Source organism: uncultured Alistipes sp. (assembly GCF_949296715.1).
In the GTDB taxonomy this organism is placed as follows: domain Bacteria; phylum Bacteroidota; class Bacteroidia; order Bacteroidales; family Rikenellaceae; genus Alistipes.
The window spans coordinates 1-25,577 of record NZ_CASFQD010000014.1; the positions used below are offsets into that span (position 1 = coordinate 1).

Consider the following 25,577-nt stretch of genomic DNA (forward strand, 5'->3'; position numbering starts at 1 on the left):
CCCTTTCTGTGTCGTGCGGCGTTGTTATCGTCTGTCCGTCGCCCCCCCCTCACTTTTACCTTTTACCTTTCACCTTTCACCTTTTTCTGTCGGGTTGCGGCAAAAAAAGAGCAGGTCCTCCGCATGGAGAACCTGCTCTTTGTCATCGGTCGTCCCGGGATCAGTATCCCATGGACTTGGAAGCCGCGTAGGAGATCTTCAGGGCGTTCGCACGACGAAGCTCCTGCTTGACGTCGGTTACGATACCCATCTTCGTGCTCTGATCGGCCTTGAGGCAGATCGTCATCGAGGCACGGTCCGACTCGTTGAGCTTGTCGCGCTCGGCGGCGACGAAGTCACCGATGTCCCTTGCGGTTTTGTATGAATCGTTCAGCTGGATGCGCGGCGCGGTACCGAACTTTGCCTGCATGGCCAGCGACGGCTGTCCGATGTGGATGTAGCTGACGAGCGATTTCTTCTCCAGCTTCTGCACCTCGGTAGCCTCCGGGAGTTTGTATCTCACGAGCAGTTCCTGATCGCGCATGGTCGTCGACACCATGAAGAAGAAGAGGATCATGAAGATCACGTCAGGAAGCGATGCGGTCGAGATAGGGGGCAGACTCTTGTCGCCCTTCTTTTTCATTACTGCCATGGCTCTACTTCTTGATGTTACGCGGTTCGGCCTCCGAAATCTTCATCGGCACTGCTTTGGACACTGCATCGCGCTCGTCGGCGTTGAGTTCCGAGAACTTCGCGCCGAATTTGCGGACGGCTACTTCGTCGCGCACTTCGTTGAAGGCGCGGGTGAGTTCGTTCTGAACCATGATGTACGACTGGTAGTTCGTATCACGGGTCGTCTGGAGGGAGATTACGCCCTGGCTTTCGGGATACACCCATGTACCGCCATCTGCGAGCTGGATCTCCTTGTCCACCTTTTCGGGCAGGTTTTCGTCGTCCATCGGGTTGAGGATGAACTCCTTGGCCTTGTCCTTGAGCTGGCGGAGACCAATCACCTCCTGCTGAGTGGGGGTTCCTGCCATGATATTGCCGCTACCCGACACGAGCACCAGGAAGAGGTTGCGCTCCTTGACCTTGACATCCTCCTGTTTCTGGTCCTCGGGGGGCAGAGGAGGAAGCATACGCGCCAGTCCGGTGTCGGTATTCATGGTAGTGGCCACCAGGAAGAAGATCAGCAGCAGGAAGGCAATGTCGGCTTGTGAACCCGCATTGATATCCGGAGTTTTTCTTTTGTTGATTGCCATTGCCTGTCTGTGTTTCTACTTGAAAGCTCTCCAAATTTCGGTACCGATGGCTGTCAGGAAAGCTGCAGCCATGGCTACATAGGTTACGATGATGCTGGCCTCGGTCAGCACGGTTTCGCTGTGACCGAAGAAGTCGTTGTTGGCCAGGTCGGGGATCTGTACCGTGTGGCTGGCCGAGATGAAGTACGCGGCGCCGATGATGACAACGACCAGCACAAGGGAGAGGATGGTCCCCTTGATGCCTGCCGGGTTTTTGGCCATTCCGTAGACGGCGCATCCGAGGGCTGCAACGATGGCGAGCGCAAAGAGGATGTATCCCCAGATCAGATTTGCGCTGATCGCGGCGTTGAGCGTAGCCTCGGTCCCGTTTGCACCAGCGACAATTGCATAGATTAGCAAGACTACGGTGATGACCATCAGAACACCCAGCAATATGTTCAATATCTTTTTCATGTTTGCTTGTGACTTTTCTGCGTTGGATTATTTCTTGTTGTAAGCCGTCAGGATATCCATCAGCGTGATGGACGAATCCTCCATATCGTTTACGAGCGAGTCGATCTTCGAAACGATATAGTTGTAGAACAGCTGAAGAATAACCGCAGCGATAAGACCCAAGAGGGTCGTCAGAAGGGCCACCTTGATACCACCTGCAACGAGCGTCGGGCTGATGTCACCGGCTGCCTGGATGGCGTCGAATGCATCGATCATACCTACTACGGTACCCATGAATCCGAGCATCGGGCTGAGGGCGATGAACAGGCCGATCCACGGCAGACCCGACTCCATCTGGCCGGTCTGAACCGAACCGTAGGATACGACTGCCTTCTCAACGGCGTCCAGACCCTGGTCGTAGCGGTCCAGACCCTGATAGTAGATCGAGGCGATCGGGCCGCGCGTGTTGCGGCAAACCTCCTTGGCAGCCTCGATGCCGCCCTGCTTCAGAGCCTCCTCGACCTTGTTGACGAGCTTCTTCGAGTTGATCGTCGAGAGCGCCAGGTAGAGAATGCGCTCGATGGCTACGGCCAGACCGATCACCAAGCAGAGCAGGATCGGGAGCATCCAGCCCCAGCCGCCCTCGAGGAACTTCTGCATCAGGATGTGGTGCATGCTTTCACCTGCGATTTCGGTTTCTGCAACGACAGCGGTCTCAGCTACGGCAGCAGCCTCCTGTGCGAATGCACCTACGGCGCCCAACAGAGCAACCGACATTAAAAAAGTTTTTTTCATAGTTGTGTTAGATAAAATTAGATTTTGACAGTTGTTTTTTATTAGTTTGTGTTTTGGTTTTGCTCAACTTTTTTTGAAAAAAAATCTTTTTTTCTTGTCATTTTTCCCTCTTTTCCTGCGTTTCCCGCATCGGAGCCGTTCGCTGCAAGAGTTCCCGACACGTGTGTGCGAATCCGGAAAAGGGGTTCTCGGATTCATTTAATTCTCTGTCTGTCAATGTGTTTTACTCAGCATCTCACTCCGATGGCCGTCCGGTGGCAGGCCGTAGGGGTACATTTGCAGTGCGAAATATAGAAAAAAAAATCCATCCGTGCAACGTATCAGGCCGTAAATTCTCCGCGCAACGGGCTTCGCAGCAGATCGCGGGTCGTTTGCCCGTCGAGTTCCAGTCCGAGCACGTACATGAGTTTCGTCACGGCCGCTTCGGTGGTCATGTCGTGTCCGCTCAGCACGCCGATCTTCTGCAGCTTCAGCCCCGTTTCGTAAATCTCCATCGAGACGCGTCCGCCGCGGCACTGCGTGACGTTGAGGAGGATGATCCCGCGGTCGATGGCCTCGCGCAGCACGCGCAGGAACCATTCGCTCGTCGGGGCGTTGCCCGCGCCGTAGGTCTCGAGCACCACGGCCCGCAGTCCCGGTGCCGAGAGCATGGCCCGCAGGATGCCTTCGTTCAGCCCCGGGAAGAGCTTGATGACGGCGATGCCGTCGGCCAGGCGGGTGGCGATGCGCAGCTCGGGCGACGTCTCCGCCGGCTGCAGGATGGCCGGCAGGTTGTAGGCGATGTTGACGCCCACCTCGGCCAGCGGCGGGTAGTTGTACGAACGGAAGGCGTTGAGCGCCTCGGCGCTCCCCTTCGTCGTGCGGTTGGCGCGGAACAGGCGGTTCTGGAAGTAGAGCGACACTTCGGGTACCTCGGGGCGTCCGCCGATGCGTGCCCCGGCGATCTCGATCGCCGTAATGAGGTTCTCGCGCCCGTCCGTGCGCAGCACGCCGATCGGGATCTGGCTGCCGGTGAAGACCACCGGTTTGGAGAGGTTCTCGAGCAGGAAGCTGATCGCCGAGGCGGTGTAGGACATCGTGTCGGTGCCGTGCAGCACGACGAACCCGTCGTAGCGCGCGTAGTTGTCGCGGATTAGGCGGGCCAGCGCGAGCCAGTTCTCGGGCGAGACGTTCGAGGAGTCGATCACGGGGTCCATCGTGTAGACGTCGATGTCGACGTTCAGCCGCTTGAGCGAGGGGAACTCCTCGTAGATGCCGCTGAAGTCGAAGGGTACGAGCGCGCCGGTCTCGGCATCGGTCTTCATGCCGATGGTGCCGCCCGTGTAGATGATCAGAATGGAGGATCGCATATCGTTTCGTTTGCAGTTCGTTTGCAGTGTTTTTTTGCTTGTCAGTCGTCGAGCGCCTCGATGAGGAAGCTCACGGGGCGGAATCCGTCGTTGCAGGAGAGCATCGCCGAGGCGGGATTCTTCATCCAGCCGTCGTAGAGGTCCGTGGCGCCGTGCGCCAGCGCCATGACGAAGGGCGAGAGGGTCTGCCAGGCGCTTTCGCACAGCCCCTCGGGCTTCTGCCACCCCTCCGAGACGAAGACCTGCCCCTCGCAAAGGTCGCAGGCGTGCTCGATCGGATTTTCGTAGCGTGCGATAAGGTCCCGGTGGCAGGCCTTGCGCACGACGGTGATGCGTACCCGTTTCATGGCCGGAATGGATTGTTCGGTTCGTGATCCGTTCCCTGCCGCGTGCCGGATGCGGAGGCGTCGTCGCAGCCGGTTGCCCGCGCCGTTCCGGCGGCGGGGGCGGAGGAGCTTCCGGCGGTCCGGCCGAACATCCGCATGGCGTTGGCCGTCGTCGCCGCGGCGACCTCTTCGGGGTCGATCCCCTTGATCTGGGCGATCTTCTCGCAGACCAGACGCGCGTAGGCCGATTCGTTGCGCTCGCCCCGGTGCGGCACGGGCGTCAGGTAGGGGCAGTCGGTCTCCAGCACGATCTCGTCGAGCGCCATCTCGCGGACCGTCTCGGCCACCTTGCTCTTCTTGAAGGTCACCACGCCGCCGATGCCGAAGAGAAAGTCCCCTGCGGACCGCAGCGCGCGATAGGTGTCGGCATCCTCCGAAAAGGCATGGAAGACACCCCGCAGCCGTTCGCCGCGCGCCCGGGCGGTTTCCGCTTCCTCCCTGACGATCCGGCGCATGTCGTCCCACGCCGCACGGGTGTGGATCGCCACCGGAAGGTCACGTGCCGCGGCTAGGCGGCACTGCACCGTGAAAGCCTCGATCTGTTCGGCGGTGAAGCGGTCGTCCCAGTAGTAGTCCAGTCCGATCTCGCCCACGGCGCAGAAGGGCGGCACCCCTTCGGGCGGGTTGTCGAGGCTGCGGGCCACGCGGCCGAGCTCCTCGCGCCAGCGCGGGTTGTCGTTGACCGACGTGGGGTGGAGCCCCATCATCGGACGGCAGCGGTCGGGATGGCGGCGGCACAGCGCGAAGAGCCGCTCGTCGCTCGCCGCATCGATGGCCGGGAGGAGCAGCAGCCCGACCCCGGCGTCGAGCGCCCGGGCGAGGGCCTCCCCGCGGTCGGCGTCGAACTCCGGTTCGTAGAGGTGTGAGTGTGTATCGATCAGATTCATAGCGTCTTCATGTAACGGTTTTCGGGCAGTTGCCGCACGGCGCCCGAGAGCTCCAGCCCGATGAGCAGCGTCGCCAGCTCCCCGGTGCCTAGGCCCGTGAGCGAGGTCAGCTCCTCGACCGACAGCGGATCGGAGGTGCGGAAGCAGGCGAGCAGTCCCGCCTCGTCCTTCGTCAGCTCCGGGGTCGGTGCTCCGGCCCGCAGCGTGGCCGGATCGGTTCCGAGGTCCCACATCAGGGCGTCGATGACGTCCCCGGCCGAGAGGACGAGCTGCGCCCGACGGTTGCGGATCAGGTGGTTCGTCCCGGCCGACGTGCGGTCCGTCGCACGCCCCGGCACGGCCATGACCGTGCGGTCGTAGCTGTCGGCCTGGTGCGCCGTGACGAGCGAGCCGCCGTTGTCGGGCGACTCGACGACGATGCACCCGGCGCTCAATCCGGCGATGATGCGGTTGCGCGCGAGGTAGAAATTGCCGTTCTGCTTCGACTGCGAGTGCAGTTCGGTGACGAGGGCGCCGCCTTGCGCGAGGATGTCGCGGGCGACGCCGGCATGCTGTGCGGGGGTCACCTCCGGCAGGGCGTTGGCCAGCACGGCGACGGTCGGTACACCGGCCGCGAGAGCTGCACGGTGGGCCGCCGTGTCGATGCCGAAGGCCAGGCCGCTGACGATGCAGAGCCCCGGCACCCGTTCGGCAAGCCCCTCCACGAGGCGGTTGCACATCGTCTGTCCGTAGGGAGTGGCGCTGCGGGTCCCGACGATCGAGAGACAGCGGGCCGTGAGCGCCCCGGCATCGCCCATGAGGTAGAGGACATGCGGCCGGTCGGGAATTTCGCGCAGCAGCGGCGGGTAGGCCTCGTCGGTGGCGGCAACGGGGGTGATGCCGTGGCGGCGGCAGTAGGCCATCTCGCGCTCCGCATCGGCGAAGGCGCGCCGGCGGACGATCTGCCGGGCCGGTTCGGGCCGCAGTCCGGCGCGGGCTGTCAGCTCCTCTTCCGAGGCGGCGAAGACGTGCTGCGCATCACCGAACGTGTCGGTCAGGTGCGCGGCGCCCTTGACGCCGATTCCGGGTGTCATCTGCAAGGCGATATCCTCGATGGTCATGGCCGCAAAATGTCGTTTCGATCGTATAAAGATAGTGAATTTTGCGCAAAGACGAGGTCGCGGAGCAAAAAACCGCGAACAAAAAGAGGAAAGTAGGGCTTAAGTTTTGGATTTATGGGAAATGTTCGTATATTTGCACTCCCGAAGAGCCCCGGATGATTCTTTTTCTTCCCGTGCCGGCCGTGAGGATTTGGCCTTGTTGGCGATGCGTGTGAACGTGTCCGTACCGGCGGGAGGAGGATGAAAGGTTGGGTTAGTGTTGCAGGGGTTCGGGATGATGATACTGGTCTGATGGCCGAGTGGCTAGGCAAAGGTCTGCAAAACCTTGTACAGCGGTTCGAATCCGCTTCAGACCTCAAAAAAGGCTTCTAATCAGCTAATTATTAGCGATTAAGAGGCCTTCTTTCATTTACGGGGGCGCAGATGGGGGCGCAAGCGGTCCGAATTTTCAATATACAGTTAATCACCGCACTATTGAATAATCGAGGATTGAAAGGATTTTCGGTCTCTTATTCACGGAACAGTTCATAGACCATCCTCCCGAATTCCCGCCGCCCACTAATAACTGACAAGGCCAGCGGCCAATCATCACTCCGCTATTATCCCCGATTCCCCGGCATTCCTTGAATAGCAGACGGACTTATTCCCGATCCAATCGTATTGCCGGTTTCGACGACATCCCGTTTCAACGGAAAAAGCGCCGATATCCAAGCATTATTGACGGGAGATAGGCGCATATTCGTCCGACGGAAGCGGAATCCGGAAATCGGTCCCGCCATAAGAATAATCGGGACAGGTCGAATTCGGCCGAACAGCGGCACGCCGAACTCCCCCGGTCAATCGGTCGAACAGGATTTCGATTTTCGCCTATTAGAATATCTTCGTAATAACTAATTTACTTCTCGTTATTATAAGCTATCTATTATCTACCCTTTTAGGTATATAGCTTACTTATTCCTCTTATTATTAGAGGCAGGACGGCCGATAAAGAGCTCCCGGAGGGTTTCAGTCAGGTTCAGCGCAGGATCGTGCTTACTTATTCTTACGAGATTCCGCCCGAGGTCGATTCGGAACTGACGGCTTCCGTAATCTCCCGTATCGTAGCGGTCGATCACGCGGATTAAATCCTTCCGAACTTTATAGCGTGCGGATTTCAATCCCTTAACCGTTCGTGAGCGACACGTCTCCCGGCATCTTTCAAGATATTCCGTATATCCGTATTCGTTCAGTCCTTCGGCGATTAGACGCTCTTTCGGGGTCATTCGCTCCGTAATTCCGATTCGTTCGAACAGCACGAAATTCCGGGCTTCGCGTGCCAGAAACCGGTAGAGTTCTTCGTATCCGGCTACGAGGTCGGAGACGGTACGGATATCGAGGCCGTTTTGAGAAAGGGCCTGACGGTCGGCGAGTTTGAATTCATACCGCGGGAAGAAGTAACCGTGCCGGGCCAGCACCTCAAAAATCTCCTCTTGACGGAAACGCTTCCGAAGAGGCATCCTGGCAACAATCTCGGCGGTTTTATCGTAAAGCATCACCTTCTTATAGCCTACGCCGCGGGTTCGATCTCCGAAGTAGAGGGTTTCATTCTTAATCGAGTTTCGCGGGCGGGTCTTATATCCGGCTATCAGACCGAATAACCGCTGACACGAGATTCGCGTGCGTAGATTCAGCCCGGCCTCGACCTGGGTAACACGGCCGCGGCTCAATTCTTCGTAGGAGATCTTCAAGCGTCCGGCCAACAGCTTAAAGGCGTGAAGAAGCGTTCCGGAGGTAAAGTCGAGCAGGGAAGCTCTTCCATAATACCACTTCCGGAGGCTATTTACGATATAGAGAGTTCCCGACCGTTTCGCCAAAATCAAGGTAAGCGGGTGCGGAGTGGTCAAGGAGAGGCCTTTCAGTCGATATATCGCGATATTACCGTTCTCCTTGACACGCTCGCAGTTCTCAAAGGAGCCCGAAAATCCTTCCAAACGAATCGTTAAATTATCTATCATAACACAAATAGCTTTTCTACAAAGATAACGATTCTATACCTCTTATTTTCTATTTCTCAACCGTTTAAGAGGAAAATCGGACTCCTTCGCTTACAGAATCCCTATGAATAGCTGGTTTTCGAGGCCTATTATATTTTCTTATATAAAACCGGAAAACCATTAACTATTCGCGCGATTATATTTTGGGAAGAGAGGCGCAAACGGGCAGCGGGCATTATACCTCTTTCAAATCCGCTTCCGATACGTTCATATAATCGTTATCCTCATCCATCTCCTTTCGGGCCATCCTTTTCTGGGTTTCCATCCACTCCCACTCTTCAAACCTCTTTTCGAGCGTCTTACCCAGGGCCGCCAACCCGATAATGGCAACTATCGGCGAGAAGAAAATCGCGATCAGCAGCCATTCGGCTACCGAGCGACCGTAGTTTTTAGCCATTCGGCAGACAATACTTATACAAACGAGTATCCCAATGATACACCAAGCGATAAAAAAGCCTCCGAAGAGATCAACCAAAGCGTAGTAGTTCATCGTTTTATAAAGATTAGTTTATAGAAATTAGTCGGTTCTTTTTCTTATATATATACGTCCCGAAGCCTTATCCCGGAGGTTATTCGGGCGGTCGCAGCGAGATCGGAAATATCCTATTCTTTCAGCGCTTTTATGACAGCATCGAATCCGTCATCCGCGCAATTATTCGGTGAAAGATAGGGCCGTCGGTAATTATTCAGGAGCACCAGATTCGCATAGTTCTCCAACCCTTCAACGGCAGCAAACCATCTTTTTTTACTTCGGCAAATCACGATCAGCACCCCCTTATTCATCAGATACCGAACCAGCCTTACGGCAAACTCCTGGGTGGGGAGCAGCCCCGATTCCGAGTGAATCCGTCGTTTCCCGATATCCTTATATTTTTTAGAGTGATACCCAAGGTATTGAATAATCGTCAGGTAGTTCGGAGCATCGGGGCATCTATTCAGTACTTCGTTAAGCAGTTTATTCCAATAGTCGGTATCAATGGCACGCAGCGTTTTATTTTTAGTCGGGAAGGGACGCCCTTTCAACAACATCGCTTCGGCCTTCTGTTGCAGGAAATACCGTCGGTCTTCGGAGGTCATTTCTTTCAACGTGCCATCGTTTCCGGATTGCTTATCGGTGCATTCCACCCACCCGGGATTCAGTGTCAGAAGGGCCACTTTCGCGTCAAAGAAATTACCTTGTACAGGTTCGGGAACCCCTTCGAGCCGGATTTTATGCAGTTCGTCGGCCGTTTCGTTAAAGGCTTCGATCGCGGTCCGGTCGCCGCTGCAAACGAGAACATCCGGAGATCCGCGGTAATCGCTATTCTTCAAATTTTCAGCCAGTTCGAGCCAAGGGTTCTCCTTCAATAAGGTCTCTTTCGTTTCCATAGTAAAAGGTTTTATAGTCAGGTTCCCAAAGATAAGAAATTCACGGCCTCGCTCCACACCCAAAGCCATCGCCTTCTCCATCATCCTTTTTTCGCCTTCGTAGTCGATCCGCACCGTCCAAGCACGGTTCGCCGCACCGTCCCATCGGAAAAACTCCTCCAGCCGTTCGTGTAACTCGGCGGAGAGCAGAGCCGCCAACCGCTGCTCGGGAAGAGCAACGCCTCTCCATAGAAAATCATTCAACACGGAGATCGCACGGCCCGTCCGCAGGTAGCTGATATAATACGCCAACGAGAAGGGAACCCGGTCGGCGTAATCGGGGTGGCTCGCTTTATAGCGGGTCAAAACGGCCTCCAAATCCCCACCGTAGTAAAGATACAAGGCCAGGTTCCGCAGTTTCTCCTCCCAGCCGATCCGTCCGAACTCACTGCACAGATCGTCCCAATAGGCTCGTCGCGCGATTCGGTCGTCGTCAATTTCCCGCTTCTCGACGCCCGGTATCGTCGGATCGCCAACGGGTTCCGGAGCCGGGGCCGATTCTTCCCGGTATTTTTTAACGGTCAGGTCGTCCTCGCTGACAGAAGCGGCCTTCATCCAATCCCGCAGCCACCTCGACTTCTCCACCTCGTTCCACGTTTCGAAATCGTCCCCCGTTACTTCGTATCTCGACAGGTAGTGGCGGAAATCTTCCTCCAGCCGCGCTATCCGACTCCCTTCGGCGGCGGCATACCGCAGTTTCTGCGGCAGCTCCTCGATCCACATCGTCGAACGGATCGCCTCCCGGAATCGCTTCGTCTCGATCGTATCCAGCAGGGGGAATTCTCCCCGGAAAGGGATCAGCCGGGAGGGGACTTCCCGGTCTATAAACCATCGGGCCATTCCACCGGCCACGGAACACATCCGGTCCCTCGTCGAAAGTTCACTCTTTTTCATCATTCGATCCCGGTTACAGTCTCTTTCCGGCAAAATTATCAGTCACTTCCGCCAACTCCCGGCGCAAGGTCCGCCTATTTTTGCCATCGAACCATTCCTGCCCAACGCCCGAACCGGCAGGGGATTAAACAAAGAAAGCGTGGCGCTGAAGGCTTATTTCATACGGCAGGTTCTGGAATACCCGAATACTAAAATAAGCAACAGCCCACGCCCTTTTTCAAGGACACGGGAATAACCGCGCTTATTCTCGTATTCGTAGGAATTTTCCAGATTCGCCGTAGAGAATAAACTTACGCTTTCGCGTCTATCGATATGTCATAGACAAAAGTACGAAGATTTCGCGGATTTCCAACAAAAAAGGCTTCGAACAAATCGAAGCCCCTTCAAAGTCCATTCATCGTCTCTAAATAATAGATCGTTTCAGTTTTATGGCATTCTGCAGGTGTCTTGATCCGTATTAATTTATCTCCCCAATCGCATCCCTTTTCAGGGAACATGTGCCATAAAACAAAAACTATTAAATTCAAGTCTTTCGCCATTTTCATCACCTCTGAATAGAAATTTTCATCTTTTCTCTTTTTCAAAAGGAAATTCGGCAAAGTCCAGTCATCAAGAGAAATTATAATCGCTTTCATGCCATTTATAACGGCAAGGTTTCGCATCCCGTATAATCCTATAACATAGTTTTTTATAGCACGATGACCCATTCTAGCGAACGGATAGCCGCAGTCCCAATGGAACAGCCCCGCAGATATTCTATTTTTCTCTAACAAGGAATATAACATGGGGCCTAATATCGGCGGTGTCCTTTCATCATCATAATCATAAAGCTGTATCCTTTCATCATCATAAATTGGTTTAGGCGTACAAATCGTGATTACCTCCGAATATTTACAGACAATAGAACGAATATTTCCCGCATCAAAAGTTAGATAGACTCCTTTCCTACACGAGCGAACAGATATATTTTCTATATTTTCGGGTCTTAATTTTACAGTAATTTTTTTACTCATATCTATCCCTCATTTTCGTAACCACATTTTTCACCTCTTCCCGAAACCACGCGGGCTGCAGTACCTCCACGTCAGCACCGTGCGAGAGCAGTTCCATCCGGAAATCATAGGTCGGGGCCAGCCGGTATTCGAATACCGAATATTCCGCGGTCCGTTCCATCTCCCGCTGGGTAGGATGCAGTGGCAGGGCCCGAACATAGTTCGCCTGCTTCCCATAGACCCGAATTTCAATCCGTTCGGCGGATTGCCCCGGAATCCGGATAATTCCGAAGGCGTCGGCATAGAACTCCGCACAATCAAAATCCAAGGGGATTTCAGCCTCTTTCGCCGTCGGAGTTATATCAACTACCCGATCGAGGGCAAACGCATAAATTCCGCCCATCTCCACGCTTTCGGCGATCAGATACCAGCGCCGTCGAAAGGCCTTCAACCCGTAAGGTTCAACCTCGTAGCGCTTTTCCCGCTTTTCATCGTAGGTATGACGATAGATGATTTCCAGGCATCGGTTCTCTTCCATCGCCCGGAGGACGGTCGTCAGGTAGGTGTAGCCCGAGGGAATCGGTTCCAATGCGATCCGTCGGCGCAGGCGTTTACTATTTACCAAGAGATCGTTTACAGCGAAGGTTTCCAACAACCAGCGTCGCAGATCGTCCCGTTCGAGGTCATCGCCGTATTCGATAAAGTATTCGTTCGTCCGGCGGTCGCAGGCGATATTGACATCGAAGAGCGTTTCGACGGCTTTCCGGTGATTCTCGAAGGTCTTTCGAGGAAGTTCCTCTCCGCCCGACCATTCGTTCCGGAGCCAGCGGCGGCGGATTTCATCCAGCGTGATTCTTCCCGCGGAATAGATCGTCTCCAGGAGCCACAGGTAGCGGCGCAGCAACATCGCCGTATTATTCGTCAAGGCATTCATCGTCCAAAGTTTTTTCACAAAGATAAAAATAGCTTCCGCCAGAATTCGGCGGAAGCTTCGATTTATTTCTTTTTTTTCGTCCGGTGTACGATCTTCTTTATATCAATCAAGTGGTTTTTCTCCGCCGATTCAAGAGCCAATTGCTTACTCCATTTCATATAGCGTTCAGACATCGTTACGCTCGAGTGTCCCAAATAGTTCTTAATCGTATAGGTATCCGCACCCTCCGCTGCAGTTAAGGTCGCAAAGGTTCTTCGGGAGGCGTGATAAGTCAGGTTCTTATCTATCCCTGCCATTTTCGCCAGCTTTTTCAACGTCGGATTTACCGTCGACGCCGATGAGATTCGGAACATTCGGTTTTCACGTTCGACCTGACTTAAAGGGATTCCGTCATCATCAGCGGCAATCCACTCGATCATTCTTTCGCCGAAGGTCGATAGAGGAATATGAACTTCGCGGTTCCGTTTCCACGGCTTATCACCCTTTTTAGGAATCAAGTGTACGATAATCGTTTCTTGCGTTACGTCCAGCGCACCCCAAGTTATACAAAGCGCATCACTCAATCGGATTCCTACGGCACAAGAAAACAGGAACATGACCAATACCCGGAACTCGGTCGATCCGATTTCGGCATCGAGTCCCAAAAGCTGGTACATTCTTTTCAGTTCGTCATATTCGAGGAACGTATCGTTTTCGGCAGCTTTGGGAACCTCGCATTCACGGGTCCGGTACGGATTCTTTATCGGAATACCACGCCGTTCAATATCAAGAACAATCGTCCGGACGTGCTTCAACCGGTTCGCTCTCGTTCCCAAAACATCTCCAAGGCCGTGTTCACGACCCCGCTTTACCAAAAAGCGTTCGAAATCATTGATAAACTTCGCGTCAATATCCTTTATCCGGATTTTTTCGCGAAACTCTTTCAAGGCTCGCCGGGTCGTATCATACCCCTTTTCCGTCGAGCGGGTCATCTTTCCGGCCTGTCTCCGCTCCAAGACGTATTTATCGAAATATTCGTAGAATGACGCATCGCCCGGATCTTTCGGTTCTTCATTCGCTACAATCTCGCGCAGGTACGTTTTCGTCAACTTCTCGCCATTTACCAGAACATTATATATCCGGGTTCTAATTCGCGTCAACTCCTTCTCGATAATCAGTTTCAGCGCGTCGTCGATCGGTTCCTTCGTCTTATCATCCCACTCTTCGGGCAATAAGTCGATACCCATCGGATATTTCGGCTCTTCGCCATCAATTCGAGGGAATCGGATATATAACGGCATTCGGCCGTTCTTTTTTCGTTTATCGCTCCGAAGATATAAAGTCGGGGTCGGCAGTTTAATCATTTCGGTAGAATTTTCTCACAAGATAGCTTTTTTTATCCTTTTCTACCAGAGAACGTTTTGATATTCTTCGCCGATTCCTTGGCTATCGAGAGGTCGTATTTCAGATAGCGCTGGGTCATATTCACGGACTTATGACCCAAATACTTCGAAATCATATATATATCCACTTTATCCAGCACCAACAGCGTAGCAAAGGTGTGGCGGGAGGAGTGGTAGGTTACGTGCTTATCGATTCCGGCCCGTTTCACGTGTTCACGAAGCGTTCGATTTACGGTCGGTTCGGTATAGGGATAGAAGATTTTATCACCGCTTCCCACCAAACGCCCGTTTTCGGATTTTTCTTCCAATATCTCCCGCGCCATCGGGAAAAGCGGGGTTATCACCTCGGATTTCGTCTTAATCATCCGCTTTTTTATCAATCCATTCGAAAAATCCACGTCTTTCCAACATAAATCGCGTACGTCGGAGAAGCGGAGACCGCAGAAGCACGAGAATTGATACATTTTCAAAATCCGGTACTCTTTCGTATCTCTTGCAAACTTATCGGAGTAGTCGATCAAATGCAGGAGTTCGTCTTTCTCCAAATAGACCTCTTTTACCGCGGAATTCGGCATCTTGAACCACTTATACGGGTTTTCAACCGGGATATTCCGTTTAAGCATATCGAGAATCACCGTCCGCAGATTTTTATGCTTCGGGTTCCGACCTCCGGCCGAATTCCCGTTTACTTCGCGCATATAGTTATCAAAATCTTCGATAAACGGGAGCGAAATATCGGAGATGCGGAGCTCCGATCGAAACTCTTTCAAGACGTGAAAGGTCGTCATATAGACCCGGATCGTTTCGGGATTCAAGCCCTCTTTTCGTTTTCGTTCTACAAAGTCGAGGTAATAGTCGTAGAATGATCTATTTTCGGGTTTCACACGTCGTTTCCCGTCGTAGAACTCTTTTACCAGATCCATCGACAACTCCGTACCGTCGGCCAACAGCCGATTGATATAGAGATCGAGCTCCATAATTTTCCGGTTCAACTGGATAGCGAGGGTTTTATCCTTCGGTTCCATCCGTTTAGCATCCCAGCGACCGTCCCATACCTCCAAGCCCGTCGGAATTTTCGTACTTCGGTCTCCGACTCTTATTCGCAGGTAAATCGGATACTTTCCGTTCCGTTTCAAGGGCTTATCATTTCGGATACATTTACAAATCGAGTAGTTCGCCATTTAAATCCCCAAAACAAGTGTAATATTCAGGGACTAAATAAGTTACAAAACATCAGATTATAAAGAATTTACAATAAATAATTATCTTTTTCTTAAAAAGACGAGCAGAAGGCCAATCGAGGAGATATAGACCGATTTAAGATTCGGGGGGCGCAAATAGGGGCGCACCGGTATAAATAGCTCTATTTTTCAGTGTATCTTTACTTTACAATAGTCTTTATATTCAACTATCCAACAGGGTAAAATATCGTAAGTATCATATAATCAACGAATAGTGAGCTTCGCTTCAGACCTCACAGAAACCGCGTTGTAGATGTCTGCAACGCGGTTTTCGTTTTGTTATATGGTTATGCGGTCGGCCTCTCCTTGTTGTTCGGAACATGAGCCTGCAGTTGGCAGAATACATTGGTGTGTTCGGAATGGAATCCGCCAATCCGAATGCCTTGTTGCAAGCCTGTGCTGCATGGCTTGTGTTTGTCGGTATTGCTTCCTTGTCGTGTGATATTTCCCCTCCCCTGTTGCCGTAAGTTCTGGGAAATATCGGGAGATGTATGTGTTGACTCGTCTATTACAAATTGATTTGCATCAATAATTTGATTGTTGGGATTTTATAATTTTGTCTTGGGATTTGTGATGTCGGCATTGTTCCGCTTCCGGTATCGTTAATTGGTTGGATTGCGTCCGGCGTGTATCTCTAAAACAGTGAAAAAATGAAAACGGTAGTTTCTGCTATTATTTTGTCGACGGCAATGACCTTGAATCTGTCGGCTCAACATTTTACAATCAAGGGCCATTTTACCGATATGGCCAATGATACGTTGTCGATCGAGTATGTCCGGCGTGACCCTGAAAAGCGAGTCGTGGATGTCGGTGTTCCGGTTGATGCGAGCGGATACTTCACTTACAGCTGCGATATAGGGCAGGCTTGCCAGGCGGAATTGACCATTGGGTCCAAAGGCAAAAAGGCGCATCTTTTTTTTGTCCCTGACGAATGTATGGAGATCGAGGGGCCGTCTGCCTCAATGAACGATTGGAACATCAGCGGTACGTCATTTTACCAGAGACAGGACAGCGTCCGACAGATGCTGCTGCCTTTCTACCGGGAGTTCGACGCTGTACGAGCCAAGTATGACAAGGGGATGGCCGACGGACTTGACCGCGGAAGGCTTGACAGCATCCGGGAGGCTGTCTCGTTGACAGGATTTGTCGACCGGGCTCTTTCGTGACGACCGTTTCTTGTGTCGGCACTCTGTAGTCACAGCCAATCCGTTTCTGCCGGCATTCCGGTCGATGTGCGGCTCAACTCTTCTCCGACGGCATTTCGGTGCTTTCATGGAGTTTCCTGTCTTATGTGGATATTGATTTTTTTCGTATCTTTACCCGACCGTTGTCCCGGCAGCGCCGGGCGAAACCCGATCCGAACAATGAAAACCAAGGATATCTTCACCTTCCGCGACGCCGAGAAGCAGGCGGGCCCCGTGGCCTTTGCGACGATGCTCAAGCCGGCGGGATCGACCTGCAACCTCGACTGCCACTACTGCTACTACCTCGACAAGGCGGTGCAGTACGGCGGACGGCAGGCCGTGATGAGCGACGAACTGCTCGAACGCTACATCAAACAATACATCACGGCCAACGAGGTGTCGACGGTGCAGTTCTGCTGGCACGGCGGCGAGCCGCTGCTGCTGGGGTTGGACTTCTACCGCCGGGCGATGGAGCTCCAGAAGAAGTATGCCGACGGCAAGCGCATTGAGAACACGCTCCAGACCAACGGCACGCTGGTCGACGAGGCGTGGTGCGACCTTTTCGCCTCGAACAACTTTCTGGTGGGCGTCTCGCTCGACGGACCGGAGGATATTCACGACGCCTTCCGCGTGACGAAGGGCGGGCAGCCGACCTTCGCGCGCGTGATGCGGACGATCGAGCTCTTCCGGCACGGCGGCGTCGAGTACAACACGTTGAGCGTCGTAAACCGGCGCTGCGAAGGGCGCGGCGCGGAGATCTATCGCTTCTTCCGCGATACGGTGCACAGCCGCTACATGCAGTTCCTGCCCGCCGTGGAGCACGTCATCGACAAGCCCGGCTTCCACCGCCCGCTCATCGTCTCGCCCGAGCACGAGGGGGCGCGACTGGCCGAGTGGTCGGTCTCGGCCGAGGGGTACGGCAACTTCCTCTGCGATGTCTTCGACGAGTGGGTCGTGCGCGACGTGGGGCAATACTTCGTCCAGATGTTCGACGCGACGCTGGCCCAGTGGTGCGGCGTGCAGCCGGGCGTCTGCTCGATGGGCGAGACGTGCGGTGACGCGCTGGTCGTCGAGCACAACGGCGACGTCTACTCGTGCGACCACTTCGTCTACCCCGAATACAAGCTGGGCAACATCCGCGAAACCACCCTTGCGGAGATCTACCGCTCGAAAAAGCGTGTCGACTTCGGCCTTGCCAAGCGCAATGCCCTGCCGGCCGAGTGCCTGCGCTGCAAATACTACTTCGCCTGCCGCGGCGAGTGCCCCAAGCACCGCTTCGAGACCGGGGCGGACGGCTGCCGCAAGAATTCGCTCTGCGAGGGGCTGAAACACTACTTCCGACACGCCGAACCCTACATGGACTACATGCGCGAGCTGCTCTCCAAGGAGCAGTCCCCGGCCTGGGTCGTGCCCTTCGCCCGCCGCCGCATGGGGCTGATGTAGGGACCGGGGCTCCGTACCCGCAGCGCGCAGCGGATTCGGGCGTGCGGCAAAACGGAAAGACGCCCGGGGAGCGGCGGCGAAGCGTCCGGGTGTCCGGCATGGTCCGATGCGACATGAAAAAAAGGGGTGTCCCAATTTGGGACACCCCTTTGCACGTGCAGGCCCTGTAAGCCGGGTTCTGTTCCCGGAGCGGACTCCGGACCCCTGTCATTTATCTACGACGGCAGTCACCTGCCGCCTCAAGCAACCTACCCCCCGGCATCGGACGAGCAACCCTTGATTGCCGGTATACATGGTCTTGCAACCCACGGGACGTACTGCCGGGCGACATCACTGCCCCCGCGGTGGGCTCTTACCCCGCCTTTTCACCCTTACCTGCCGGCGTTCCTTCGGGGACCCGGCGGGCGGTTATTCTCTGTTACGCTCCCATACCCTCACGGATATCAAGTCGTTGGCTTGCGTGGCGCTCTGCGTTGCCCGGACTTTCCTCCCCCGGCCGACGGCCGGCAGCGACAGGGCGGGCCTGCGTTGCAAAGGTACGCAATCGGAAGCAGAAATCAAAACCCCGCCGCGCGTCAGAGGATTTTTTTCACCCAGCGGAACATCCGGTAGGGCATGTAGCGGAACGGCGGGTCCGCCCACGTCGGGGTCGAGACGACGGCCCGGCGGTGCGTGAAGGCGTCGAAGCTCTCGCGGCCGTGGTAGCGTCCCATGCCCGAGTTGCCCACGCCGCCGAAGGGCAGCGCCTCGTTGGCGATGTGCATGATCGTGTCGTTGAGGCACGCGCCGCCCGAGAGGGTGCGTCCGAGCATCCCGGCGGCCTCCTTTTCGGGCCCGAAGCTGTAGAGGGCCAGCGGGTGTTCGCGGCTGTTGATCAGGCGCACGGCCTCCTCCCGCTCGTCGAAGAGCAGCACGGGGAGCACGGGCCCGAAAATCTCCTCCTGCATGACCGGCGACGAGGGGTCCACGCCGCCCAGCAGCGTGGGTTCGATGTAGCGCTCCGCAGCGTCGGTGCGCCCGCCCGTGAGGACGGTGCCCTGCGTGAGGTAGCTGCTGACACGGGCGAAGGCGCGGTCGTCGACCAACCGCACGTAGTGGGGGCTTTGCTGCGGATCGTCGCCCAGCATCTCCCGCACGGCGCGGGCGAAGGCCCCGACAAAGGGCTCCAGCAGCGGGCGGTGCAGCAGCAGGTAGTCCGGGGCGATGCAGGTCTGCCCGGCGTTGAGGACCTTGCCCCAGGCGATGCGGCGCGCGGCGATGCGGATGTCGGCCCCGCGGTCCACGATGACGGGGCTCTTTCCGCCGAGCTCCAGCACGACGGGCGTGAGGTGCCGTGCGGCGGCCTCCATGACGACGCGCCCCACGGCCGGGCTGCCCGTGAAGAAGATGACGCCCCAGTGTTCGGCAAGCAGCACCGCGTTGACGTCGCGGTGCCCCTGCACCACGGCGACGTACTCCTCGTCGTAGATTTCGGCGATCATCCGCGCCAGCGTCTGCGAGACGTGCGGCGTGGCGGGCGAGGGCTTCAGCATCGCCGTGCAGCCCGCCGAGATGGCCCCGACAAGGGGGTTGAGCAGCAGCTGCACGGGGTAGTTCCACGGTGCGATGACGAGCGCCGGGCCGAGCGGCTGCTTGAGGATGCGGCTCGTCGAGGGCCAGAGCTTGAGCGGCGTCGGCCGCCGCTCGGGTCGCATCCACTGCCGGAGATGGCGCAGGTGGTTGCGGATTTCGCCCCGCACGATGCTCAACTCCGTGAGAAAGGCCTCTTCGGGTGATTTGTGCAGGTCCTGCCACAGCGCCTCGCAGAGGGGCTGCTCCCACTGGCGCAGCGCCTGGTCGAGACGCCGCAGCATCGTGCGGCGGAAAGCGGCCGTGAGGGTCTCGCCGCGGTTGAAAAAGTCGCGTTGGGCGGCCGCAAGGGCCCGGATGCGTGCGGCAGGGGTGCTTTCGGAGATCATGGCGGTATGGGGTTGTCGGTGGGGCACCGCAGTCCGGCCCCGCGGAGCGGCCCGGATTCCCGGCCTGCGGAGGGCCGGTCAGCGGTGCGGGTGCGGGGCGGATTACGCCCCGGCCGGGTCATTGCTTTTCGCGAAAGATGTTCAGGTGCGCCAGCAGCGGGTTGCGGCGTCCGAGCAGGAAGAACTCGGCGACGAGCAGCACGAGGGCCGCGATGAGCAGGTACTGGTACTGCTCGTTGAACTCCTCGAAGCGCACGGTCGAGAGCTCGCTCTGCTCCATCTCGTTGATGCTGCGCACGATCTCGCCCAGACCGATGTCCTGCTTCGTGGCGCGGACGTAGGCGCCGCCCGTCACGTCGGCGATCTGTGCAAGCATCTCCTCGTTGAGCTTCGAGACGACCATTTCGCCCTGCTCGTCGCGGATGAACTCGCCGTCGATCTCGATCGGGGCGCCCTCGGGCGTGCCGATGCCGATCGTGTAGATGCGGACCCCCTGCTCGGCGGCCCGCTTCGCCACGGCCAGGGCGTCGTCATCGTGGTTCTCGCCGTCGGTGATGAGGATGATCGCGCGGCTGCGCTGCTCGTCCGTCTGGCTCGAGAAGGCGAGCAGCGCCTGTTCGAGCGCCTTGCCGATGGCCGTGCCCTGCACGGAGACCAGTGACGGGTCGATGCGGCGCGCGAAGGCCTTGGCCATGCGGTAGTCCGACGTGATGGGCAGCTGCACGCGGGGTTCGCCGGCGAAGACGATCAGCCCCACGCGGTCCTGCTTCAGCCCGTCGAAGAGTTTGTTGATGGCATATTTGGTCCGTTCGAGGCGGTTGGGCTCGAAATCCTCGGCCAGCATCGAGTTCGAGACGTCCACGGCGAGCATCATCTCGATGCCCTGGGCCTTCTCCTCGCGGAGCTTCGAGCCGAACTGCGGGCGGGCGGCGGCCAGCACGACGAGCGCCACGGCGCAGCAGAAGAGGATGAACTTCAGCGCGACGCGCCCGTTCGACACTTCGGGCATCAGCTCCGCGAGCGTCTCGGGGTTGCCGAAGCGGGCGAGGCGGCGGCGACGCTGCGCCGCCGCGGCGGCGAAGAGCGCAACGAAGAGCGGAATGAGCGTCAGCAGCCAGAGGTATTGCGGATTTGCGAATCGGAACATGTCGGATGGAAATTTAGGGGATACGTTTCAGCACGAGGCTCGAGAGCAGCAGCTCGGCCGTGAGCAGCGCCAGCGCCGCGAGCACCCACGCAAGGAACAGTTCGTGGTAGGTGATGCGTTCGGTGACCTCGACCTTGCTCTTCTCCAGCTGGTTGATCTCGTCGTAGATCGCCTTGAGCTTCTCCTTGTCCGTGGCGCGGAAGTATCGGCCGCCCGTCAGGCGGGCGATCTCGGTGAGGGTCTTCTCGTCGATCTCGACCTGCTGGTTGATGAAGGTCGTGTTGCCGAACATGTCCACGGCCGGGTAGGGGGCCGTGCCGCGCGTGCCGACGCCGATTGTGTAGACGCGGATACCCTGCGCCCGGGCGATCTCGGCGGCCGTCATCGGAGTGATCTCGCCCCGGTTGTTGATGCCGTCGGTCAGCAGGATGATGACCTTCGACTTGGCTTCGCTCTCGCGCAGGCGGTTGATCGCCGTGGCCAGCCCGTTGCCGATGGCCGTGCCGTCCTCGATCAGGCCGCTGCGGATGCGGGCCAGCAGCGTCTGCAACGTACTCTGGTCGGTGGTCAGCGGGCTCTGCGTGAAGGCTTCGCCGGCGAAGACCACCAGTCCGAGCCGGTCGCCGACGCGGTCGCTGATGAACGACGCCGCGACCTCCTTGGCGGCGGTGATGCGGTCGGGCTTGAAGTCCCGGGCCAGCATCGAGCCGGAGACGTCGATCGAGAGCATGATGTCGATGCCCTCGGTCGAGGTGCGGACGTTCTGTTCGATGCCCTGCGGACGGGCCAGCGCCACGACTAACAGCGCATAGGCCGCCGTGCGCAGCACGAAGGGCAGGTGCCGCAGGTAGTAGCGCACGCTCTTCGGGGCGCGCAGCACCCCTTCGACGGTTGAAATCTGAATGGCTGCGCCGCCCTGCCTTACGCGCCAGACGTAGTAGGCGATCATCGGGACGATGAGCGCGAGCAGCCACAGGTAGTATGGTGATGCGAAGTGCATGGTTGTATGTGTTTACCAGTTTTTCCGGCCCCGGACGACGACGCCCTGCTTCTCCTTGAGCTTCTCCTGCGTGCGGTCCTCCTGTGCCTGGATGGCGTCGAGGATCTGCTGCTGCTCCTGCTCCGAGATGCCGCTCTCGACGGGCTGCTCCCCGCCCTCGCCCTGCTGCGGGTCCTGTTGCGGGTTCTGCTGTCCGTCACCCTGCTGCGGGTCCTGCTGGCCGTCCTTGTCCTGATCCTGGTTCTGATCCTGATTTTGATCCTTGTTCTTGTCCTGATCCTGCTGTCCCTGCTGGTTCTGGTTCTGGTCCTGCCGGTTCTGCTGATCCTGGTCCTGCTGGTCGTCTCCGCCGCCACCGCCCTGGTTGTCCTTGTCGAGCAGCCGCTTGGTGTAGGCGTAGTTGTACTTGGCCTCCATGTCGTCGGGGTTCAGCCGCAGCGACTGGCGGTAGCTTTCGAGCGCCTCCTGGTACTTCTGCTGCTTGAACCGCGCATTGCCCAGGTTGTACCACGCCTCGGCCCGTTCGGCATCCGAACGCAGCGTGTCGGCCGCGGCCTGCATCATCGTCTGCTCGGCGCGGTCGTACATCTCGGCCTTGTAGAGGGCATTGCCCAGGTCGTAGGTCGCCTCGAACTGTCCCGGGACGAGCGTCAGGGCCGATTCGTAGCGCTTGATGGCCTCCTCGTAGTTACCCTTGTGGTATTCGCGCGTGCCCTTGCGCACCTGCGCGCGTTCGGGCATGCGCTGCGCCACGGCTCCGGTCGCCACGAAGAGCATCAGCAGCAGGATATGTAACGCTTTGTACATGGCCGTCTAATTTTTCATGATTTCTTCTCCCTCCGACTCCTCGACCTGCTCGCTCGCGGGCTTGGTCTCCTCGACGAAGTAGTAGGCCTTCAGGTAGTCGTTCTCGTTCTGCTCGGCATCGGGTGCCATCTTGGCGAATTTTGCCAGGTCGGCCGTGCGCAGCAGCGCCGTGAGGTCCATGCGGGCCTTGTCGGGCAGCTCGATGCCGCGCATCGCGGCGATGATCTCGTCGGAGGTCATCTCCATGGCCCCGACGCCCCAGCGGCCCGCGATGTAGGTGCGCAGGATGTCCGTCAGCCCCGAGTAGTACTGCTTGTGACGGTTGTTCTGCCAGAGCTTCTGGTTGTGGAGCGTCTCCAGCGCGCGGATCGCCTCGACGTGCGGCGGCAGCGGGGGTGTCGGCCGGAAGAGGTCGCCGAGCCGCTTGCCGCGGCTGCGCAGGTAGCGGATCACGCCCCAGAGCCCCACGATCAGTATCCACAGGATTGCCGCGATCCACCAGAGATACCCGCTGATCTCGCCGAAGCGGAACGGCAGGGTCTTCTGCGGCTTGAGGTCGTAGATCGACTGCGACGTCGAGTCGATCTGGAAGGTGTTGACACGCAGGTAGACCGGGTCGCGGCTGCGCAGCGTGTCGAGGATGTTCTTGTCGGCGTAGAGCACCTTGGCCGTCCCGAGGTTGAAGTCTCCCTCCTCGAAGGCCGCCATGCGGTAGCGCTTGCGCAGCTTCAGGAAGCGGCCGTCGCGCAGGAGCGTGTCGACGGGAAACTCCTCGACGAGCTCGAAGTCGCCGTCCGGCGAGCCGGTGAACGAGGGGAACTCCACGACCTGCACGAGGTCCTTCTCCACGTCGATGATGTAGTCGAAGCGGTCGCCGATCATCACGCTGTCGGGCTCGACGTGCGAGCGCACGACCGGCTCCTGCGCCGCACAGGGGAGTGCGGCGAGGGTAAGTGCTGCGGCGGCGATTGCGGAAGTGATGCGTGTCATCGTTGTCTGAAGAGTTTGATGAGCTCGGCCACGTAGTCGCCGTCCGTGGGGATGAGGACCGAGTCGATGCGGTTGTGCTTGAGTGTGGCGTCGATCTCGTCGCTGCGCCGCCGCCACGTGGCGGCGTAGTGCTCGCGCACGGCGCGCGAGGAGGTGTCGACCCACACCTTGCGGCCCGTCTCGGCGTCGCGCAGCTCGATGATGCCCACGTCGGGCAGCTCCGCCTCGCGCGGGTCGCAGACGCGGATGCCCACCAGGTCGTGCTTGCCCTGCGCGATCTTGAGCGCATCGTCGAGGGCCTCGCGGTCGGCGGACGAATCCATGAAGTCCGAGAGGATGAAGGTCGTGCAGCGCTTCTTGTTGACGTTCGTCAGGAAGCGGATAGGCTCCGAGAGCTTCGTGCCCCGCGATTCGGGCCGGAAGCCCACCAGCTCGCGGATGATCGTCAGGATGTGGCTGCGCCCCTTCTTCGGGGGGATGAACTTCTCGATGCGGTCCGAGAAGAAGATGCAGCCCACCTTGTCGTTGTTCTGCGACGCCGAGAAGGCCAGCACGGCGGCGATCTCGGTGATGATGTTCTTCTTGAGCCGCTCCGTCGTGCCGAACATGCGCGATGCCGAGACGTCGACGACGAGCATCATCGTCAGCTCGCGCTCCTCCTCGTAGACCTTGATGTGGGGCTTGCGCGAACGGGCCGTGACGTTCCAGTCGATGTCGCGCACGTCGTCGCCGGCCCGGTACTCCCTCACTTCGGAAAACGACATGCCCCTGCCGCGGAAGGCCGTGTGGTACTTTCCGGCGAAAATCTCGTTGGAAAGGCCGCGGGTCTTGATCTCGATCTTGCGGACACGTTTCAGAATATCGTTTTCGGTCTGCTGCATCTTTAGGGAACGATTACGTTGTTGAGGATGTCGGTGATGATCTCCTCGGTGGAGATGTTCTCGGCCTCGGCCTCGTAGGTGAGCCCGATGCGGTGGCGCAGCACGTCGTGGCAGACGGCGCGCACGTCCTCCGGAATGACGTAGCCGCGGCGGCGGATGAAGGCGTAGGTGCGGGCGGCCTTGGCCAGCGAGATCGACGCACGCGGCGATCCGCCGTAGGCGATCAGGTTCTGCAGCCGCTGGAGGTTGTATTCGGCCGGCTCGCGCGTGGCGAAGATGATGTCGACGATGTACTTCTCGATCTTCTCGTCCATGTAGACGTCCTCGACCACCTTGCGGGCCTTGACGATGTCCTCGGGCGTGATGACCTTGGCCACCTGCGGCATGCCGGCGCCCGAGATGTTCATGCGCACGATGTCGCGCTCCTCCTGCTTCTTGGGGTAGGAGATGCGCACCTTGAGCATGAAACGGTCGACCTGCGCCTCGGGCAGCGGGTAGGTGCCCTCCTGCTCGAGGGGGTTCTGCGTGGCCAGCACCAGGAAGGGCTGCGGCAGCGGGTAGGTGTTGTCGCCGATGGTCACCTGACGCTCCTGCATCGCCTCGAGCAGTGCCGACTGCACCTTGGCCGGCGAACGGTTGATCTCGTCCGCCAGCACGAAGTTGGCGAAGATCGGGCCCTTGCGGACGATGAAGTCCTCGCTCTTCTGCGAGTAGATCAGCGTACCCAACAGGTCGGCCGGCAGCAGGTCGGGCGTGAACTGGATGCGCGAGAAGTCGGCGTCGACGGCCTTGGCCAGCGTCGTGATGGCCAGCGTCTTGGCCAGGCCCGGCACACCCTCGAGCAGGATGTGCCCGTTCGACAGCAGGCCGATCAGCAGGGTGTCGACCAGGTGGCTCTGGCCGACGATGACCTTGCCCATTTCGGTGCGCAGCGTATCCACGAAGACCGATTCGCGTTCGATGCGCTCGTTGAGTTCCTTGATGTTGATGACTTCACTCATTGTTTTGTATCGTATGTTGTTGTTCTGTCGCCGAATGTAATCCAATAAACGATTCAACGTGCAAAGATATTATTTATTCGCCAAAAAATCTTC

The 25,577-nt window shown here is 57.5% G+C and carries 24 protein-coding genes, 1 tRNA gene and 1 other RNA gene; 3 read left to right on the forward strand and 23 right to left on the reverse strand.

Annotated elements, in window-relative coordinates; genetic code table 11:
* Positions 1-160: 160 nt before the first annotated feature.
* The 8 genes from Q1Y33_RS01855 to dprA form a co-directional block, all read right to left on the reverse strand.
* Positions 161-622, reverse strand: a complete 462-nt coding sequence (locus Q1Y33_RS01855; RefSeq protein WP_300797797.1) for a biopolymer transporter ExbD — start codon at positions 620-622, stop codon at positions 161-163.
* Positions 623-635: 13 nt separating this feature from the next.
* Complete coding sequence (locus tag Q1Y33_RS01860) at positions 636-1,241, reverse strand: biopolymer transporter ExbD (protein WP_300797694.1); 606 nt, start codon at positions 1,239-1,241, stop codon at positions 636-638.
* 15 nt (positions 1,242-1,256) lie between these two features.
* A complete protein-coding gene (locus Q1Y33_RS01865) occupies positions 1,257-1,694 on the reverse strand; it encodes a hypothetical protein (protein ID WP_300797696.1) in 438 nt (145 codons plus the stop codon).
* A gap of 27 nt (positions 1,695-1,721) precedes the next feature.
* The gene (locus Q1Y33_RS01870) at positions 1,722-2,468 is read right to left on the reverse strand and encodes a MotA/TolQ/ExbB proton channel family protein (RefSeq protein WP_300797698.1); all 747 of its coding nucleotides are present in this window, start codon (positions 2,466-2,468) and stop codon (positions 1,722-1,724) included.
* A gap of 320 nt (positions 2,469-2,788) precedes the next feature.
* Positions 2,789-3,817 (reverse strand): type I asparaginase, encoded by a 1,029-nt coding sequence (locus tag Q1Y33_RS01875; RefSeq protein ID WP_300797700.1) that lies wholly within the window; start codon positions 3,815-3,817, stop codon positions 2,789-2,791.
* 41 nt (positions 3,818-3,858) lie between these two features.
* On the reverse strand, positions 3,859-4,164 hold the full coding sequence (locus tag Q1Y33_RS01880) for a TIGR04076 family protein (RefSeq protein ID WP_300797702.1): 306 nt from the start codon (positions 4,162-4,164) through the stop codon (positions 3,859-3,861).
* Positions 4,161-5,090, reverse strand: a complete 930-nt coding sequence (locus tag Q1Y33_RS01885) for a TatD family hydrolase (protein WP_300797704.1) — start codon at positions 5,088-5,090, stop codon at positions 4,161-4,163. Before Q1Y33_RS01885 ends, Q1Y33_RS01880 begins: the two co-directional genes overlap by 4 nt.
* Positions 5,087-6,190, reverse strand: a complete 1,104-nt coding sequence (dprA, locus tag Q1Y33_RS01890) for a DNA-processing protein DprA (RefSeq protein WP_300797706.1) — start codon at positions 6,188-6,190, stop codon at positions 5,087-5,089. Before dprA ends, Q1Y33_RS01885 begins: the two co-directional genes overlap by 4 nt.
* A gap of 285 nt (positions 6,191-6,475) precedes the next feature.
* Here dprA and Q1Y33_RS01895 point away from each other — a divergent pair.
* Positions 6,476-6,546: transfer RNA gene (locus Q1Y33_RS01895), tRNA-Cys, on the forward strand.
* 591 nt (positions 6,547-7,137) lie between these two features.
* Here Q1Y33_RS01895 and Q1Y33_RS01900 read toward each other — a convergent pair.
* The 7 genes from Q1Y33_RS01900 to Q1Y33_RS01930 all read right to left on the reverse strand — a co-directional run bounded on the left by Q1Y33_RS01900 (position 7,138) and on the right by Q1Y33_RS01930 (position 15,013).
* A complete protein-coding gene (locus Q1Y33_RS01900) occupies positions 7,138-8,184 on the reverse strand; it encodes a hypothetical protein (RefSeq protein WP_300797708.1) in 1,047 nt (348 codons plus the stop codon).
* 214 nt (positions 8,185-8,398) lie between these two features.
* The gene (locus tag Q1Y33_RS01905; RefSeq protein WP_087404477.1) at positions 8,399-8,713 is read right to left on the reverse strand and encodes a hypothetical protein; all 315 of its coding nucleotides are present in this window, start codon (positions 8,711-8,713) and stop codon (positions 8,399-8,401) included.
* Between the two features lie 113 nt (positions 8,714-8,826).
* Positions 8,827-10,527, reverse strand: a complete 1,701-nt coding sequence (locus Q1Y33_RS01910) for a hypothetical protein (RefSeq protein ID WP_300797712.1) — start codon at positions 10,525-10,527, stop codon at positions 8,827-8,829.
* A gap of 380 nt (positions 10,528-10,907) precedes the next feature.
* Entirely contained in the window at positions 10,908-11,537 is a 630-nt protein-coding gene (locus Q1Y33_RS01915; RefSeq protein ID WP_296110692.1) for a hypothetical protein, read from the reverse strand.
* Positions 11,530-12,450 (reverse strand): WYL domain-containing protein, encoded by a 921-nt coding sequence (locus tag Q1Y33_RS01920; protein WP_300797714.1) that lies wholly within the window; start codon positions 12,448-12,450, stop codon positions 11,530-11,532. The genes Q1Y33_RS01915 and Q1Y33_RS01920 overlap by 8 nt, the downstream gene beginning before the upstream one ends.
* 62 nt (positions 12,451-12,512) lie before the next feature.
* Positions 12,513-13,793 carry a site-specific integrase gene (locus tag Q1Y33_RS01925; RefSeq protein ID WP_300797716.1) on the reverse strand — a complete coding sequence of 427 codons (1,281 nt, stop codon included), beginning with the start codon at positions 13,791-13,793 and terminating at the stop codon, positions 12,513-12,515.
* A gap of 32 nt (positions 13,794-13,825) precedes the next feature.
* Positions 13,826-15,013: a site-specific integrase gene (locus Q1Y33_RS01930; RefSeq protein ID WP_300797718.1), complete on the reverse strand. Its 1,188-nt coding sequence runs from the start codon at positions 15,011-15,013 to the stop codon at positions 13,826-13,828.
* Positions 15,014-15,723: 710 nt separating this feature from the next.
* Here Q1Y33_RS01930 and Q1Y33_RS01935 point away from each other — a divergent pair.
* Together Q1Y33_RS01935 and Q1Y33_RS01940 are read left to right on the forward strand one after the other, a co-directional pair.
* Positions 15,724-16,239, forward strand: coding sequence for a hypothetical protein (locus tag Q1Y33_RS01935; protein WP_300797720.1), 516 nt, complete (start codon positions 15,724-15,726; stop codon positions 16,237-16,239).
* A 198-nt stretch (positions 16,240-16,437) separates the two neighbouring features.
* A complete protein-coding gene (locus Q1Y33_RS01940; protein WP_300797722.1) occupies positions 16,438-17,700 on the forward strand; it encodes an anaerobic sulfatase-maturation protein in 1,263 nt (420 codons plus the stop codon).
* A 151-nt stretch (positions 17,701-17,851) separates the two neighbouring features.
* On the opposite strand, the gene rnpB is transcribed toward Q1Y33_RS01940, so the two are convergent.
* The 8 genes from rnpB to Q1Y33_RS01980 form a co-directional block, all read right to left on the reverse strand.
* An RNA gene (gene rnpB, locus Q1Y33_RS01945) (RNase P RNA component class A) lies at positions 17,852-18,229 on the reverse strand.
* Positions 18,230-18,275: 46 nt separating this feature from the next.
* Complete coding sequence (locus tag Q1Y33_RS01950; RefSeq protein WP_300797724.1) at positions 18,276-19,685, reverse strand: aldehyde dehydrogenase family protein; 1,410 nt, start codon at positions 19,683-19,685, stop codon at positions 18,276-18,278.
* A 91-nt stretch (positions 19,686-19,776) separates the two neighbouring features.
* The gene (locus tag Q1Y33_RS01955) at positions 19,777-20,805 is read right to left on the reverse strand and encodes a VWA domain-containing protein (protein WP_300797726.1); all 1,029 of its coding nucleotides are present in this window, start codon (positions 20,803-20,805) and stop codon (positions 19,777-19,779) included.
* A 13-nt stretch (positions 20,806-20,818) separates the two neighbouring features.
* Positions 20,819-21,805, reverse strand: a complete 987-nt coding sequence (locus Q1Y33_RS01960) for a VWA domain-containing protein (RefSeq protein ID WP_300797728.1) — start codon at positions 21,803-21,805, stop codon at positions 20,819-20,821.
* 12 nt (positions 21,806-21,817) lie between these two features.
* Positions 21,818-22,612, reverse strand: coding sequence for a tetratricopeptide repeat protein (locus Q1Y33_RS01965; RefSeq protein ID WP_300797730.1), 795 nt, complete (start codon positions 22,610-22,612; stop codon positions 21,818-21,820).
* Between the two features lie 6 nt (positions 22,613-22,618).
* A complete protein-coding gene (locus tag Q1Y33_RS01970) occupies positions 22,619-23,602 on the reverse strand; it encodes a hypothetical protein (RefSeq protein WP_300797732.1) in 984 nt (327 codons plus the stop codon).
* Entirely contained in the window at positions 23,599-24,483 is an 885-nt protein-coding gene (locus Q1Y33_RS01975) for a DUF58 domain-containing protein (protein WP_300797734.1), read from the reverse strand. The genes Q1Y33_RS01970 and Q1Y33_RS01975 overlap by 4 nt, the downstream gene beginning before the upstream one ends.
* Positions 24,484-24,485: 2 nt before the next feature.
* The gene (locus tag Q1Y33_RS01980) at positions 24,486-25,484 is read right to left on the reverse strand and encodes a MoxR family ATPase (RefSeq protein ID WP_300797735.1); all 999 of its coding nucleotides are present in this window, start codon (positions 25,482-25,484) and stop codon (positions 24,486-24,488) included.
* Between the last annotated feature and the right edge of the window lie 93 nt (positions 25,485-25,577).

What these genes read in the sequence shown, in the direction of transcription:
- Q1Y33_RS01855 (WP_300797797.1), bottom strand. Translation starts at nt 622, where the DNA reads ATGAAAAAGAAGGGCGACAAGAGTCTGCCCCCTATCTCGACCGCATCG.
- Q1Y33_RS01860 (WP_300797694.1), bottom strand. Translation starts at nt 1,241, where the DNA reads ATGGCAATCAACAAAAGAAAAACTCCGGATATCAATGCGGGTTCACAA.
- Q1Y33_RS01865 (WP_300797696.1), bottom strand. Translation starts at nt 1,694, where the DNA reads ATGAAAAAGATATTGAACATATTGCTGGGTGTTCTGATGGTCATCACC.
- Q1Y33_RS01870 (WP_300797698.1), bottom strand. Translation starts at nt 2,468, where the DNA reads ATGAAAAAAACTTTTTTAATGTCGGTTGCTCTGTTGGGCGCCGTAGGT.
- Q1Y33_RS01875 (WP_300797700.1), bottom strand. Translation starts at nt 3,817, where the DNA reads ATGCGATCCTCCATTCTGATCATCTACACGGGCGGCACCATCGGCATG.
- Q1Y33_RS01880 (WP_300797702.1), bottom strand. Translation starts at nt 4,164, where the DNA reads ATGAAACGGGTACGCATCACCGTCGTGCGCAAGGCCTGCCACCGGGAC.
- Q1Y33_RS01885 (WP_300797704.1), bottom strand. Translation starts at nt 5,090, where the DNA reads ATGAATCTGATCGATACACACTCACACCTCTACGAACCGGAGTTCGAC.
- dprA (WP_300797706.1), bottom strand. Translation starts at nt 6,190, where the DNA reads ATGACCATCGAGGATATCGCCTTGCAGATGACACCCGGAATCGGCGTC.
- Q1Y33_RS01900 (WP_300797708.1), bottom strand. Translation starts at nt 8,184, where the DNA reads ATGATAGATAATTTAACGATTCGTTTGGAAGGATTTTCGGGCTCCTTT.
- Q1Y33_RS01905 (WP_087404477.1), bottom strand. Translation starts at nt 8,713, where the DNA reads ATGAACTACTACGCTTTGGTTGATCTCTTCGGAGGCTTTTTTATCGCT.
- Q1Y33_RS01910 (WP_300797712.1), bottom strand. Translation starts at nt 10,527, where the DNA reads ATGATGAAAAAGAGTGAACTTTCGACGAGGGACCGGATGTGTTCCGTG.
- Q1Y33_RS01915 (WP_296110692.1), bottom strand. Translation starts at nt 11,537, where the DNA reads ATGAGTAAAAAAATTACTGTAAAATTAAGACCCGAAAATATAGAAAAT.
- Q1Y33_RS01920 (WP_300797714.1), bottom strand. Translation starts at nt 12,450, where the DNA reads ATGAATGCCTTGACGAATAATACGGCGATGTTGCTGCGCCGCTACCTG.
- Q1Y33_RS01925 (WP_300797716.1), bottom strand. Translation starts at nt 13,793, where the DNA reads ATGATTAAACTGCCGACCCCGACTTTATATCTTCGGAGCGATAAACGA.
- Q1Y33_RS01930 (WP_300797718.1), bottom strand. Translation starts at nt 15,013, where the DNA reads ATGGCGAACTACTCGATTTGTAAATGTATCCGAAATGATAAGCCCTTG.
- Q1Y33_RS01935 (WP_300797720.1), top strand. Translation starts at nt 15,724, where the DNA reads ATGAAAACGGTAGTTTCTGCTATTATTTTGTCGACGGCAATGACCTTG.
- Q1Y33_RS01940 (WP_300797722.1), top strand. Translation starts at nt 16,438, where the DNA reads ATGAAAACCAAGGATATCTTCACCTTCCGCGACGCCGAGAAGCAGGCG.
- Q1Y33_RS01955 (WP_300797726.1), bottom strand. Translation starts at nt 20,805, where the DNA reads ATGTTCCGATTCGCAAATCCGCAATACCTCTGGCTGCTGACGCTCATT.
- Q1Y33_RS01960 (WP_300797728.1), bottom strand. Translation starts at nt 21,805, where the DNA reads ATGCACTTCGCATCACCATACTACCTGTGGCTGCTCGCGCTCATCGTC.
- Q1Y33_RS01965 (WP_300797730.1), bottom strand. Translation starts at nt 22,612, where the DNA reads ATGTACAAAGCGTTACATATCCTGCTGCTGATGCTCTTCGTGGCGACC.
- Q1Y33_RS01970 (WP_300797732.1), bottom strand. Translation starts at nt 23,602, where the DNA reads ATGACACGCATCACTTCCGCAATCGCCGCCGCAGCACTTACCCTCGCC.
- Q1Y33_RS01975 (WP_300797734.1), bottom strand. Translation starts at nt 24,483, where the DNA reads ATGCAGCAGACCGAAAACGATATTCTGAAACGTGTCCGCAAGATCGAG.
- Q1Y33_RS01980 (WP_300797735.1), bottom strand. Translation starts at nt 25,484, where the DNA reads ATGAGTGAAGTCATCAACATCAAGGAACTCAACGAGCGCATCGAACGC.